Below are 15,214 nucleotides of genomic sequence, written 5' to 3' on the forward strand. Positions count from 1 at the left end.
TCACCTCACTGACCCTATCTCCAGCCCATGGTGGATCAAAGATTTCTCTCTGCCACACTCCAGGTCCAACTTGGTAGCAATGCTACTTAAAAACCTAACGTACTCAATGTACGGTATCTGGCTCTAGCTACACTAGGCGCGCGGGGAAAAATTGAACATTAGTATCATGGAAGTATTAAACCTCTTAAACAACTTAATATTCTGCTTCTTGCAGATATTAATCCTTGTTGGTTTCATCCAACTAGGTGCTCCTCTGACAATTCTGGCAAGTTTATTGCATATGTCAGTTAGATTTAGTAACTTAAACAATACACCAATAGGTCTTTAATTATTATAAATTAATATCCTAAAGCATTGTTTATAAAACAAGTATCGTGCCAAATAAAAAAAATGACAGTTTGGCATTACTTTATAAAAAGCATTCCTTGTCTTTTTACTCTACTTAATATTTATAGATAGATTAATTCCATACTTTCTTTCCTTCACTTTCAAGCTTTTTCAAATTAGCTTTTATTTTCTTTTTCATTTGAACTATTTCACTCTCTATACTCAATTGAGACCTTATAATTTCCTGTTGTATTTTAATACCTGGGCAAGGTATTTCAATATCATATAAATCGTCCTTATCAAGAGAAACATTAGACGTTCCAGTCATTAAAGATGCAATAATTTCTTCTTTCATAGCTGATAAAATGAAATATAAATATTTAGGCAATAATATAGTTTCATCCAAGACTTCGATACCACACATAATATTTGCTAATGCAAATTTTCCCTCTATATAATGTAAGCGTCTCACACTAGCATGGCCATGACCTGTTGATGAAACTATTGGCACACATATAGCTTTGCAATTAAAAGAATAACTCTTTGACGTTTTAAAATTTTCTGCTGTTACAACAAAAGGATATTCTCCTTCTTCCGTACTTTGAGCACCAGATTTTCCTTTAAATACATTAATTAGCTTCTTATCTAACTTTCGAGTTGGATAATTTGAACTATTTGCATAGTGTATTGCTCTGTATCTTCTGCCAACTAAACTCAAACATTTATCATTAAGTATTTCTGTTTTCTCTACTAAATTAAATTTCACTTTTTCGCTAAATACCTTTTTATGACTTTTAAAAGATTCCAAAAGAAACTTGGTTTCAGATAAATCATTTTGCTTAATTGGCTTTCTAGCTCCAGTTTGGGTGAACCCATCATTTTTTATCTGAATAAACAAAATTTCACTTTTTTGTTTAGCAATAAATTGGTCAATAAACAAAATATGTGTTTTTACACTAGCATAGGGCTTAAAAACGCCATGCGGAAGTTCGACTACAGCATAAAGCAAATCTTCCTTAATAAGTTTTTCTCTAATTGATTTATACGAAGAGTAATTATTATGCAAAACTCCTTCAGGAATTATAATTCCTGCCTTTTTTGACCCATATAAATGTTCAATAATATAGTCTAAAAATAGTATTTCTGATTTATTGGCTTGAATACTAAATTTTTTATGTGGTCTGATACCTCCTTTTGGTGTCATAAAGGGTGGATTGGCCAGAATGACATCAAAGTTTTCATTCCAGCGTTCTTCACTGCTTAAGGTGTCGTATTCATAAATGTGAGGTTCAGAAAATCCGTGTAAATACAAATTAACCAAACTTAAGCGGACCATATCAGGTGAAATATCGTAACCCACAAAGTTTTTGATAATCTTTTTCTGCTCGTCAGGAGTGAACTGGTTGTTGTTCTTTACTTTCAGGTATTTAAAGGCTGAAATTAAAAAACCAGCTGTACCGCAAGCTGGGTCCATTATAGTGTCATCTTTACCTGGGTCTACAATAGCTACCAAAAAGTCTATAATATGCCTAGGTGTTCTGAATTGACCGGCATCGCCTTGCGAACCCATTACTGATAGTAAGTACTCAAATGCATCGCCCAGTTTTTCACTATGTGTGTATTCAAACTCACCAATGGTTTTTAAAAACAGTTTCAGCGTTTCAGGGTCACGATATGGTAAATAGGCATTATTAAAGATATCTCTAAATAGTTGCGGAATGTTTGGGTTCTTTTCCATGCCCTCAATAGCTTCCGAATATAAACGTAGCATCTCAGATGCTGTGACTTTAGTATCAAATAATCTATCCCAACTGTAATTAGAAAAAGGGACCGTAATCTCTTTATCTTCATCTTTTGGGTCTGGTATGATATAATCTGAAAAGAACTTGGCTTTGCCTCCCAAGTTAATAGCCTCTTTGTCCATATCGTCCATAAACTTATAGATTAAGCCTATGGTAATCTGTTCAATTTGTGCCTTTGGGTCAGGAAGTTTGCCTACTAATATGTCACGGCAGTCATCAATTCTTTTTTTGGTAGTAGTATCTAGCATTTATTATTCTATCCGTTTAATGGCGGAACTTCGCCATATAAGTCTCTGTATTCTTTAATTAATATTTTTTCTTTTTCAGAAGGGTTGATGCAATACTCGGCAACGAAAAATAATTCAGAATTATTCATAGCTTCTCTTAAAGCGTTAGATGTTCTATACTTTAAGGCTCCTGAATGGTTTGTGCTTTTTAAAAAAGCGGTACATCGAAATTGATTGAGTCTGTTTCTGACAGTGCCATCTGTTTTACCAATATAAAGTAACCCTTCTTTATCTGTACCAAGAATTCTTGAAATGTGCTTTGGCTTACCATTATTTCTAATCCAGTAAATTTTATAAATACCTTTCTTTAATTTGGTATTAGCATCTATTGAATTTTTACTGTCTATTTTAAACATTTTAAGCTGCAAATTGTTCTAGTTTAATATAATCTTTAATATATACTGGTATTACTTCGCGGTATTTTTTAGCCACTGCCTTAAATTGTAAAATGGTCAGAGTTGGATGTGTTTGTAGAGATTGAAAATCTTTAGCTTCAATAATCTTTCTTATATCCTGGTCAACTATGTAAGCTTTGAAAAAATACTTCAATGCCCTTACATTTACATCTTCTTCTGGTGGGTAAATAGACATGAATTTGTCAAATTCTTCCTCTAGAATCTCATCTTTTGATTTGAACTTTGGAATGATACCAAATATTTTTTCTACTACTTCACGTATGGATATCTTTCTATCGATTTTTGCCGCTTTACGCAATTTTTCTAAATTAAAATATTCATCCGGTTTATCAAAAATTTCTGCCTGAATATGGTTTACCACATGTTCCCAATTACCCAGTTCTACATTCTTTTTTATAATGTCGTCCATAACAATTCGATTCTCAAACCTTCTAAACAGCTCACGGTCAATTCTCATGCCGTCATATCCAATTTGCTCTTCGTTGAGAGTTAAAATTGGGTCTGGTTTAAAACTTGTATACTTATCTAAATCCAAACCACCTCCGCCGCCTTCTGAACCACCACTTTTTGGTTTGGGCAATTTTAACTTTTCATCATAGTCAAACTTTTCTTCAAAGTACTCACAGTTAGCAAAGAAGTCAAAAAGCTTAAAAACCTCTTTTTCTTCTTTTATGGTTTCTTCATCGTTTAGCTCGTTCTTGTAAGTATGTGTGAATGTGTGCTTACGCGTTCCTCTTCCTTTAATTTGCACAAAATCAGCCGGGCTAAAAATAGGGCGCATCATACAGAGGTTTAATATGTCTGGGCAGTCATAACCTGTTGTCATCATGCCCACTGTTACACAAATACGGGTTTTACCTGTTTTATATCCATCTAACCAAGCAGATTTTCCATTCAGATTGTTGTTAGCAAAATTAATTGTCATTTGTTGGGCATCAGCAACCTGTGAAGTTACTTGCACCGCAAAGTCTGAATTATATTTATTAGGGAATAATTGTTCGGCAAATTCATTCAGAATTTCGGTAATCTTTCTTGCATGATTCTGACTTACGGCAAACACAATTGTTTTACCAATTTCTTTTGTAATTGGATCGCGTAAAGCATTTTCTAAAAATGTTTTACAAAAAACACGATTGGTTTTTTCAGAAAAGAATTTTTTCTCAAAATCTCTTGAGACAAAGGTTTCTATTTCTTCACCTTCTTCTGTATTAATAGCTACTGAATACCCTTCATCTGAAAGCAATTGTGTTGTTATTTCAGTTCGAGCATCTAAAACTTTAGGGTTAATTAAATAGCCATCTTTTACTCCGTCCAATAAAGAATAGCGAAACGTTGGTTCGCCCCCTTCACATCCGAATGTTGTGTAGGTATCTCTTAACATTCGTCTTTCAACTTCCCTTGGGTCGTTCTCTTTGACCTTATCAATATCTACACTCTTTAAATAATCTTTTGGTGTGGCTGTTAACCCTAATTTATAACCATGAAAATATTCAAAAACTGCTCTTGCATTCCCTGAAATGGAGCGATGAGACTCGTCTGAAACTAATAAATCGAAATCTGTTGGTTTGAACCTGTATCTGTATTTGTTATTATGCATTAGCGATTGTATTGTTGTAACTACAATCTCTGCTTTTCTCCAATCGCTTTTATGTTCCTTATAGATAAACGTAGTGTAATCTGGTTTTAGGTATTGTGTGAATGCTTTCCATGCCTGGTCCTCTAATTCCAATCTATCAACTAGAAAAAGAACTCTACGTGCATTTTGAGTTCGTAAGAAGAGCCTGATAACACCTGCTGCTGTTAATGTTTTTCCAGTTCCCGTTGCCATTTCAAAAAGGAAACGGTCTCTATTATTTGCTACTGCTTCCTGCAATTTCTGAATTGCTTTTAACTGATATTTTCTTAAAAAACGTAAGCCGTTATTCCAAATAAAGTCTTTGCTGTCAATTGGATTTCCTTTCCATTCTGGCCTCTGCGCGTAATCAGGCATTTGCACCACAGCAATAAAATCATCACCAACCCTCTCATTTGCTAATTCTTGTCTGTCAGGATTCCATTCTTTTATCGCATCCATTTCAGATGGAGAAGGAAATTTATAGATTGGTTTTGGATTTCCTTTTTCTAAATCCCATAAAAAGTGTACAATTCCATTTGAGAGAATTATAAATTGTGCACCGACCGTTTTAGCATACTTTCTCGCTTGCTCTTTGGCTGTTAATGGATGTATGCTCTCTTTTTTAGCTTCTAAAACGCATTTCGGTTTATTATTATCGTCAACAAGTAAAAAATCTAATGAACCTGACTTTGTTTTCTCAAAATCATTTCCCCATGCATCTACTTCATTTTGAGTTATTTTAACATGGTTTTCGAGTAGGATATTGGCTGGTCCATGTTCATCGTCAAAAAATCTCCATCCAGCTTCTTCCAACAGCTGATTAATCTTTATTCTTGCATGTGCTTCGTTATTCATTTAAAAATATAACATAAATAAAGCGCCTCAATTAGAGTCGCTATTTTTTAGGGAGAGTTTAAAGATAATAAAAGTTAGTGATGCGCCAAGTCCTTGGGTGTTTTTTTGGTGTGGCGTTTTTGAGCAAGAAGTAATAGGCTTTTACTATTGTACAGCCTCCCAAAGGTAGATTCTATAAATCTCTTTAATACCTAAATAGATTCCTGCCTACGCAGGAATGACAAGAACACGTTAGTGTTTGGGCTTAACTATTCTATCGGTTTACTCCTAATTAACAAGAATAACTTTTATGTTACACCATTTAAAACAACCGCCTCTATCCTTTTAAAATCCGCAGTACTAGGTACATGTTTAGACCCTTTAAGCAATTGCGTTTGCAAGAAATTAGGAAATAGGCGATTGGCACGCTTTATCATTTTTTTACCCGGAAACATCAAGTCCTTTTCGGCCGCAAAAATAGTGATGGGTGTTTGTATCTGTTGCGCCGCTTTTTTTGATAGTAAGGGCAATGGCGAAAAATCCATGTTGCAGTGCTGAAACGTAGCCGACATAAACTGAAGCGCAAAAGTATCATACTCCGAAAAGAGAGCGTCCATAACCCGTTTGATATACTTTGGATTATTGGTCTTAATGAACTTTTTTAACGGGATGAACATCTTAACTAAACCAAGCAAAGGATTTCCGTTAACGATGTAAACAGGCGCTATTAAAAACACCTGCTTGATGGGTGTTTGGTTAAATTCCAAAGTTTTTAAGCTAATCAATCCACCAAATGAAAAGCCTACCAAGGTAACGGCTTTAAGTCGTAACTTGATGATGATTTCGGTGAGCCATTTTCCATAATCCAATGACTTCATATCTAAACGGGTTTCGGCACTTTTATTAGGCTGTGCCAACACATCTATGGCGTATACACAGTATTTAGTTGTGAGACTGGAAAGCGATTCCAATATGAGTGGTGCACAACCTCCAGTACCATGAATAAGCAGCAAAGGTGGGTTTTGTTTATCGCCCGACACGATGATATTGGTGTTACCAAAGCACGTTTCCAGCTGTTGCACTGAATAGGCTACCTCTAGTTGTTCTAATTTTTGATTGTAAAGCTTCAGAATCTTTTCTTTTCCTTCCTGTGATTTAAAAAACATATTGTTCGTTTTTTTGATTGATGAGTTTTATGGTTGACTAATGACTATATTGCCTACTTTACGGCCCGTTTCGAGATATTGATGCGCCTCAACAAGATGCTCCAACTTATAGGTTTTATCTATATGCGTTTGCAGGATTTCTTGCTCAAACAGGATTTGTAATTCGGATAGTAAAGCTTTCAGGTCTGGTCGTTTACGTATACCCGTTGCTGAAAACTTTACTTTTTTAGGCTTAAATAGGCTATATATTAAGGTTTCAAAACTTAATACCGGTGTTACGAATACTCCGTTATCACTGATAACATTTTTACAGGCTTTATATGATGAAGTGCCTACGGTATCATAAACAACATCGTAGCGTGTTTGCCCTTTAGTAAAATCGGTTTTTCCATAATCGATAACCACATCCGCTCCCAGTGCTTTTACCAATGCCGTATTTTTGGCACTACATACACCTGTTACTGTAGCTCCCAAAACTTTTGCTAATTGTATGGCTGCTGTTCCCAAACTCCCTGAAGCCCCATTGACCAAAATATGCTGACCAAATTGAAGCTTGGCAATATCTTTTAAAAAACTATAGGAAGTTAAGAAGCCATCACAAATGGGTGCCGCCTGTTCATGAGACAACAGGTCTGGCTTTAAGGCTATAATACCATCTTGGTCTACACAGATGTACTCGGCATTGGTACCGTTACTGAATAGCTTTTCACCAAATACGGCATCCCCTATTTTGAATTGGGTTATCTGATTACCTACTTCTTCCACAACACCCGAAAACCCTGTACCCAAGGCTGTATTTTTTGGTTTGAAAAGTCCCATAAACAACCTACCAAACTTTGGTTTGCCTTGGCGCATCATAGTATCGGCCCTAGTTATGGATGATGCCTTAATGTTTATTAAAACTTCGTTAGGTTTTGGCGTGGGCTTGTCTACTTCCTGTATTTGAATGACTTCCGGCGAACCATAAACGGTATATACTGCTGCTTTCATACTTGTAATTATTTACAACAAAGTTGCAACTTGTTTGTGTGATTAAGGTTCGTGTTTGGAAATTGGAACTTCTTTAGCCTTTCAACAATTTGTTCAATGTACTTTGTGATCCTTCACTACCCAATTCAACTGCTTTTTTATAACTATATATGGCATCTTCTTTTTGGTTGTATTTTAAGTAAGCTTCACCCAATGAATCCCATAAATTACCATCGTCAGGAAATAATTTCACATTCAATTTAAACAGTGCTAATGCCCAATCAGGCTGGTCTTCTTTTTTCAATCTGCTGTACCCTAACCTATTTAACACCGCATGATCGTTAAATTCAGTTTTAAGTTCTTTATTTAAAAAATCAGGTAGTTTTCCGGCATCAGATGATGGATTGGTTCTCATAAATTCATGAATCATTTCATAAATATTTCTGGGAATGGGAGTAGCCTTATAATTGGTATCGAAAACCATTTTACCAATTTCTCTCGCTACGTTTTCTGATTCAGGTCCTAAAAACGCATTTGTGATGTATATGACCACGACATCATCGTCTATAAACCTCACAAAATCTGCAAAGTACAAGCCATTACTACCATTATGGGCAACGATTTTTGTGTCGCTATCACTTTTGGATATGGCCCATCCATAACCATAATACGATGTCATGTTATTATTTTCAGCCACATAGGCCGTTTCTTGGATCTCTCTAGTTTTGGAGGTTAATACTGCATTGTTAATTAAAGCATTATGCCACTTATATAAATCTTCAATGGTAGAGTGAATGTCACCTTTGCCTATGCTATACCAATGATTGTCATTATAAGGTAAGTGCTGTTGGGTTGTCCCCCAATCTGTCCATGTCTCATCATCTCGATTATAATAGTATCCATGTGCGAGCAGCTCTGTATTAAAGGTGATGCTTTTATACCCTGTGCTTGTCATCTGTGCAGGTTCAAATAAATACTCCTGGAGAAAAGTATTATAGGTTTGTCCTGAAACCAACTCCAATATAACCGTTAACATAATATAGTTGGCATTTGCATATTGGTATGTTGTGCCAGGTGTAGATTGTAATTCTGATTCAAAAAACTCTTTTAGAAACTGTTCCTTGCTAGCTTCATGATATCTAAAACCGCCTGTTCTATTAGATATTCCCGATGTATGCGTTAGTAATTGATGAATGGTTATATCCTTTTTATTGCTGGGTGTCTGATTAAAATAGGAGCTTATTTTATCCGATGTTTTCATTTTACCTTGCTCTACCAATTTTAAAATAGCCGACGCCGTAAATTGCTTGGTTACAGAACCAATATTAAAAACGGTTGCTGGTGAGTTAGGGATTTTATTGTCCCTGTCTGCCCATCCATAGCCTTTAGATAATACCACCTCTCCTTTTTTAGCAACCAAGACAACTCCGGAAAAGCCATTTGTTTCGCTTGCCTCCAAATACGAGTCAACTCTGTTGAATAGTTCTTTATTGGCGCTTTGAGCAAAAGCATTTAACACTGAAAGCGTGATAAAAGCAAAAAATACTATTTTAATAGGTGATTTCATTTTATGATTGTTTTTTGTTTGATCCATATTCTAAAGCAGCGCCTATAGCAATGCCTAGTACAAACCATAATTGCATATTTGAGGTTACATACCCTATAATAGTGCCTAGTATGATTCCTATTCCTAATCTAACGCCTTTCTTACTTTTTTTAGTTTTCATGTTCCATACTTTAGACTACAAAAGTAATGTTGGAAGTTTTTATGATCGTTCTAATTATGAAATCGGAACTAATTTTTCAGGGTGCTTTTGATGTACGCATTTGGTGTTATCCCTTCTATTTTTTTGAAAAACGTATTAAAGACTGTTTTAGAATTAAAACCACTATCATATGCTACAGCCATAATGGTCAAGCCTTTGTTTTCCTCTAAAAGAATACGCTCTTTAAACGCTTTTACCCTATAAGAATTTACATATTCTGAAAAGTTTTTCTGAAAGCCCATATTTAACAATTGAGAGACATAATTTGCCGGAAGCTCCAGATAAGATGCCAAGTCCTTTAATGCCAGATCGGGATTTAGGTACAGTTTGTAATCTACCATAATCTGTTCTAATTCTTTACTAAACCTTTCAATTTCGTTGGTATCCAGTAATGCCTGTTTGTACTTTTTATTTTGTTTGTAGTTGACATTATCTGGAATGGCTTTCAGCATGATGTCTTTAAATCCTTTATGATTTTTTAAAGGCTTAAGAATTGGTGATGGATTTAATAATAAAATTAATGGCAACCGTTTATGGTATGCTTGAGTAATTAAATCAACTACTTTTTCATAATTACCTAACAAGGCATTAACTAATATCAAAAATGTAAAAGCCTTATCTACTAGCGCTGTTGTTAAATAAGTTTCTAATTCCTTTAATCCATCATTACATTTTTCCATTTCATTGAGCTTTGCATAGCACATGGTTTCACCTCCTAATTTAGTGAGGTCTTTTACAGAAAAGCCTTTAAGCGAACCGAAATATGCTAAAGCTTCATGTGGTTTACCTGATAGTAACAAACAAAGCCCAATATAAATGGGTGGAAATGGTAACTTTGCGTCCAGCTCCAATGCCTTTTTTAAGAAAGGTATGGCTGTGGTGTATTCTTCTTGTAAGTAATATAAAAACCCCTTATAATGATGGTTGATAGCGGCATAAGGGTCTAACTGTAAGGCTTTGTCAAGATAATTACGTGCCGCATCTAACTTACCCTCAACCGTTAAAAAGTTAGAAATGGTTAAGTAAATATCGTCTGCCTGTTGAATCTCCAATGCCTTATGGGCATGTTCGTAAGCTTTCTTAAGATTCCAGTTCTGCCAGCATTCTATCCAAGCTAAATTTAATTGAGACCGTGATGATTTTGGGTCTAACTCCAATGCCTTTAACAAAAAAGGCTGGGCCTTCTCGTAGGCTTCAAATGCAGGTAACAATCCCATGGTTCCCAAATTAACATAGGCTAGATTAATATCTAGATAGGGATTTGAAAAATTGGGTGCTTTTTTTATGAGATTTTGAAGAATATTGATACCCTTTATAGAGTTTTTATAATCCAACTTCATGATGTAATACCTCCCTTTCAGATATTCTCTATAAATATCTACAGGAACATCAATAGGCTCTACTAGTTTATCTTGAATTTCAATATGCCCAATATGCTCCCGTAAACGCTCGGCAATAAATAAGCTTATTTCATCTTGTACAGCAAAAATATCATCCAGATTTCTATCGAATGTTTCGGACCAAAAATGGAAATCTTCTGCCGTATCTATCATCTGTACTGTGATACGCATTTTGGATTTAGCTAATCTTACACTACCTTCTATAAAGGTTGCTACATTAAGTTTTTCTCGAACCTCGCTAGTAGTAACTTGTCTATTTTTAAAGTAAAATGATGATGTTCTTGAGGTCACAGCCAAAGCTTTGATTTTAGCCAAGGCATTAATGACTTCTTCCGTTAAACCATCGCAGAAGTACTCGTTGTCCTTACTTTTACTCATATTGACAAAAGGCAAAACGGCTACAGTAGTTTTGTTTGCGGATGTATTAGAAGGCATTAAAATGTATTATTGATTGGTTACAGGGTGGGTTTAAAGATAGGAAAAGAAAAAAAGTAAACTATACAGATTCTCAAATTTGTTACATTTACAAGACTATTAGGCTATACATCCCTGGCACATTATGTGACAAAAGATACAGAAGCAAAAATTAATATGTTGTAACTTGCTCTTTTAAAAACAGAGCTTAACCCTTTAGTTAAAAAAAAGATAACACATAGCCATGGAAAACTATATAGATGCTTTTGTAAACGCCTTTATGGGAACAGTAGATTGGACCTGGCGCTCCATAATTTTTGAAGTGCCCTGGTACACCAACTATTTCTGGGGACTTATAGCCATATCGCTAGCCGTTTGGCTTTTGGAGATTGCTTTCCCTTGGCGCAAGGAACAGGCCATTTTTAGACGCGATTTTTGGCTGGATGCCTTTTACATGTTTTTTAACTTCTTTATTTTCTCAATCGTAATAAGTGGGGTTTACGAAATATTAGGTTTAGTATTTGCCAACTTTAATATTACGGCTAAAAGTCTAGCCCTAATAGATATGTCCAATTGGCCGCTTTGGACACAATTATTGGTCTTTTTTATAATATTGGATTTTGTACAGTGGTTTACCCATGTGTTGTTGCACCGGTATGGGTTTTTATGGAAGTTCCATAAGGTGCACCATAGTGTAAAGGAAATGGGGTTTGCAGCGCATTTACGTTACCACTGGATGGAGAATGTGCTTTATAAGCCCTTAAAAACCTTTGGCGTTATGATTATTGGCGGGTTTGAACCCGAACAGGCTTATGTGGTACACTTTATAACCATAGCCATAGGGCACCTAAACCATTCGAATATTAAAATTACCTGGGGCCCTTTAAAGTATATCTTTAACAACCCGGTTATGCACTTATACCACCATGCCTACCATTTACCTGAAGGCAAGCACGGCGTTAACTACGGTATAAGTTTAAGCCTTTGGGATTATATTTTTAAAACCAATTACATTCCTGAAGATAGCGGTACCATAGAACTGGGGTTTGAAGGTGATGATACATTTCCGCGGGACTTTATTGGTCAAAACACCTATGGTTTTAAAAAGGGGCAGCGGTAATAATTAGCGAATTACGGACTACAAAAACAAAGAGCCTCACAAGGGTGAGGCTCTTCTCAATCAACCAAAAAACTATTTGCTATTAATCAATCTATTGGTTTGCTATTAAACTATAAAACCTATGATTCTTTATAACACTACAAAGGTACAAGGCTATTACCTGTTGCCATATGACACGGGATGTCTTATGACACCGCATGTCATATGGTAAACCCTGTTTGCAGCCACAAGGTTTTAATAATTATTTACTACATTTAGTTGTTAACCCAAAAAACAAAACACGTTGAAATACCTAAAGAGAACCCTTACCTTATGTGTTTTTGCATTAGCACTAATGCAATGTAAAGACCAAAAAGACTATGACATTAAAGCCAGTGGTATTGTTCAAGAAAGTGGCATTACCAGTTACCAATATGGCACCCACACTTTGGAAGGTGATACCTTTTATGCCCTAAAAAGTGATAGCATTGACTTGAATGACTACATGGGCAAATTAGTAACCATTGAAGGCCAAAGCATTTCAGGCTATCCAGTTGATGGTGGTCCTGACTTTATTTTGGTACTTACAATAAGCGAAGACTAAATAAAAAGCCTTGCTACAGTAGCAAGGCCTTTTTTTACTAACCAAAAAAAACTAACACTATCAATCAAATCTTTCTTATTCATTGATCTTTACAGTACAAAGCTAATTATAAAAGCGCTAGTTTTTTATGACATGGTATGTCGCACTTGCCATGCCCAAACACAGTATTAAGGAATACTTAATCGTAAGCCCACACTAAAGAACAGGTTAAACATATTCTCGTTATTCAGATAGGCAATATCAAAATTTACGGGGCCCAAAAGCGAATCGTAAGACAGCGTTGTCCCAGCAGAAAAAAGGAAGCTCGTGGTATTGGTGTCTATCCATTTACCATCGGGAGAAAATAGCTCCTTAAGATACGCATCAGCATCGCCAAAGCCCACCGATCCCATATTTAAATACGGTGTGGCATAAATATTACGCAGTATCTGGATTTGGGCAGCTGCACGAGCCATAATAAATTGCGTGACAATAAGTTCTGAATCACGCAGACCGTTAAATCTATAGGAATCACGTCTGTTGTGCGGCAAAAAGCCGCCCAGATAATATTGGGCTCCCGAACCCAAAGCCACAAAAGACAAGTCACTGGAATCCCTACTATCAATAAAGGTTAACCCTGAATTGGCAGCAAGTACAAAGCTTATCGATTTGTTTAACGGCAGTCGCTTTTCAAACGTAAGCGTAGTTTTGGTAAACCCATTGGTACTGCCATTGGTATTAAAGTCGTTAAATTGATCGTACTCTACATCTGCATGATTATATACTGATCTGGAAAGCCGTGCCATAATAAAAGTCCCTTGTGTTGGAAAGAAAACACTGTTTAAACTATTATGCTGAAAATACACACTGATCTCCAAGTTTTTATAACTATAGCGTCTTAAATCGTATACATTATTGTTAATAGAAGGGTCGAGTTTGGGTTTTATTTTGGTGTATTCGTAATTAAAATCCAACCCCACATAGTTATACAGTGTATGCAGGTCTCTATTAAACTGTAAATTCGATTTAAAGAAATTGCGTTTAAGCTCATCGCCTTTATTACCAAATGAATAAAAACTCTGTCTGATTTTTTCGCCAAATAGCTGCGCGCGCCACCACCAATTTTTAGTATCGCCAATATTTTGTTGGTACTGTACCCTAAACTTGGGCTGCTCGGCTATATCCAGCCCCAATAGCAACCTTGAGGAATGTCCTAAAATATTACGCCCTGTATAGTTTACTACCAAGCCCACTCCTTGATTGGTATCGTAATGCAAGGCTCCGCTTATTTGATTGGGTGACTTTTCGTACCCTGTTAAAATTAATATGTTTTGGCCATTTACAACCCGAACCCTATAGGTTAATTGATAAAAAAGCTCGGTGCCCATAGCACGATCAACGGCTTTGCGCAAAGCCTTTGAAGTATAGGTCACTTGGGTCTTGAGCCCCATTCTGGCTTTAACCAAACTTAAATTTTCTGGACTTATGTTTTCGTATGTAATTTCCGTAAACACCATTTCGTCCTTCGTATTGGGTAGTTTATGGTCGCGTTGAGGGAAAGGCACAATTTGTTGGGCTAGCTTTTCCAGTTCTGGCAAACTATTATGGGTAGCAATTAAGCCTTGCTTGTAAATATCAACACCACTATTAAAGTCTTGAGTTGAATAGGTTAAATTGGGGTAATGATTTATTAAAACATCACACAGTGCTCTGTTTTCCGGCACCCGTAAATTACTGGTTAGCATAGAGGTTTGAAATAAAATTGTCGCTATATTATCTAGCTTCTCTATGGGTTCCAGCCCACCACCTACATCGCTACCAATAATAATATCGGCTCCCATTTTCTTGGCAATATCTGTAGGGAAATTATTTAAAACACCACCATCTACCAATAAAACATCGTTATACCTAACCGGTTCAAACACACTGGGTATAGACATACTTGACCTTATGGCCAATAACAGAGAGCCTTCAGATAGGACAACCTCTTTTCCGTTGACCAAATCGGTTGATACAGAGCGAAAGGGAATGGATAGATCATCAAAATTAGTAACATCATAAACCGGATATAAAAGGGCTGATAAAAACTCCCTTAAGTTTTGGTCCTTTAATAAAGCGGCCTTTATTTTAGGCCTGCCGTTTATAACATCAAAATTCACCAAGTATCTGCCAAACTCACTTTTCTCTTCAACACTAACATCGGTTAAAGACACCTCCCCTCCCAATAATTTATCCCAATCCACATTTTGGGTCATTTGGGCAATACTATCACCAGAGTAGCCTGCCGCATACAATCCGCCAATAACACTCCCCATACTCGTACCAACAATTAAATCGGGTACAATACCCAAACTATCCAGTTTTTGCAATACGGGAATATGCGCAATACCCTTAGCGCCTCCTCCACTTAAAACCAAGGCTACTTTAGGTTTTTCTTCTTGTGAAAACGCTTGGAAAGAAGTAGCAAAAAACGCAATAAAAAGAAAAACTAAATAAATGGATTGGGTTGAAAAATGCGGTTTTAACATAGCTGAAT

Annotated in this window: 11 protein-coding genes; 2 read left to right on the forward strand and 9 right to left on the reverse strand. The window is 36.0% G+C overall.

Translation table 11 applies throughout. The features are described from left to right. Window positions 1–460 precede the first annotated feature (460 nt). The 8 genes from MTX13_RS00695 to MTX13_RS00730 form a co-directional block, all read right to left on the reverse strand. Window positions 461–2,377 carry an N-6 DNA methylase gene (locus tag MTX13_RS00695; RefSeq protein WP_250432451.1) on the reverse strand — a complete coding sequence of 639 codons (1,917 nt, stop codon included), beginning with the start codon at window positions 2,375–2,377 and terminating at the stop codon, window positions 461–463. Window positions 2,378–2,385: 8 nt separating this feature from the next. Next, window positions 2,386–2,772 carry a hypothetical protein gene (locus MTX13_RS00700; protein ID WP_250432452.1) on the reverse strand — a complete coding sequence of 129 codons (387 nt, stop codon included), beginning with the start codon at window positions 2,770–2,772 and terminating at the stop codon, window positions 2,386–2,388. A gap of 1 nt (window position 2,773) precedes the next feature. After that, complete coding sequence (locus tag MTX13_RS00705; RefSeq protein ID WP_250432453.1) at window positions 2,774–5,302, reverse strand: DEAD/DEAH box helicase family protein; 2,529 nt, start codon at window positions 5,300–5,302, stop codon at window positions 2,774–2,776. A 287-nt stretch (window positions 5,303–5,589) separates the two neighbouring features. Further along, window positions 5,590–6,447 (reverse strand): alpha/beta fold hydrolase, encoded by an 858-nt coding sequence (locus tag MTX13_RS00710; RefSeq protein WP_250432454.1) that lies wholly within the window; start codon window positions 6,445–6,447, stop codon window positions 5,590–5,592. Between the two features lie 27 nt (window positions 6,448–6,474). Further along, a complete protein-coding gene (locus MTX13_RS00715) occupies window positions 6,475–7,437 on the reverse strand; it encodes an NAD(P)-dependent alcohol dehydrogenase (protein ID WP_250432455.1) in 963 nt (320 codons plus the stop codon). A 73-nt stretch (window positions 7,438–7,510) separates the two neighbouring features. Next, window positions 7,511–8,983, reverse strand: coding sequence for a serine hydrolase (locus MTX13_RS00720; RefSeq protein WP_250432456.1), 1,473 nt, complete (start codon window positions 8,981–8,983; stop codon window positions 7,511–7,513). Window position 8,984: 1 nt separating this feature from the next. Continuing rightward, on the reverse strand, window positions 8,985–9,143 hold the full coding sequence (locus MTX13_RS00725; RefSeq protein WP_250432457.1) for a hypothetical protein: 159 nt from the start codon (window positions 9,141–9,143) through the stop codon (window positions 8,985–8,987). A gap of 68 nt (window positions 9,144–9,211) precedes the next feature. Then, complete coding sequence (locus MTX13_RS00730; RefSeq protein WP_250432458.1) at window positions 9,212–11,017, reverse strand: helix-turn-helix domain-containing protein; 1,806 nt, start codon at window positions 11,015–11,017, stop codon at window positions 9,212–9,214. A gap of 223 nt (window positions 11,018–11,240) precedes the next feature. Between MTX13_RS00730 and MTX13_RS00735 the strand changes: the two genes are divergently transcribed. Both MTX13_RS00735 and MTX13_RS00740 read left to right on the forward strand, forming a co-directional pair. Then, window positions 11,241–12,116 (forward strand): sterol desaturase family protein, encoded by an 876-nt coding sequence (locus MTX13_RS00735; protein ID WP_250432459.1) that lies wholly within the window; start codon window positions 11,241–11,243, stop codon window positions 12,114–12,116. A gap of 283 nt (window positions 12,117–12,399) precedes the next feature. Beyond that, window positions 12,400–12,699 carry a hypothetical protein gene (locus MTX13_RS00740; protein WP_250432460.1) on the forward strand — a complete coding sequence of 100 codons (300 nt, stop codon included), beginning with the start codon at window positions 12,400–12,402 and terminating at the stop codon, window positions 12,697–12,699. Between the two features lie 167 nt (window positions 12,700–12,866). On the opposite strand, the gene MTX13_RS00745 is transcribed toward MTX13_RS00740, so the two are convergent. After that, a complete protein-coding gene (locus MTX13_RS00745) occupies window positions 12,867–15,206 on the reverse strand; it encodes a patatin-like phospholipase family protein (protein ID WP_250432461.1) in 2,340 nt (779 codons plus the stop codon). Window positions 15,207–15,214: the final 8 nt, after the last annotated feature.

This window comes from Hanstruepera flava, assembly GCF_023634025.1.
In the GTDB taxonomy this organism is placed as follows: domain Bacteria; phylum Bacteroidota; class Bacteroidia; order Flavobacteriales; family Flavobacteriaceae; genus Hanstruepera; species Hanstruepera flava.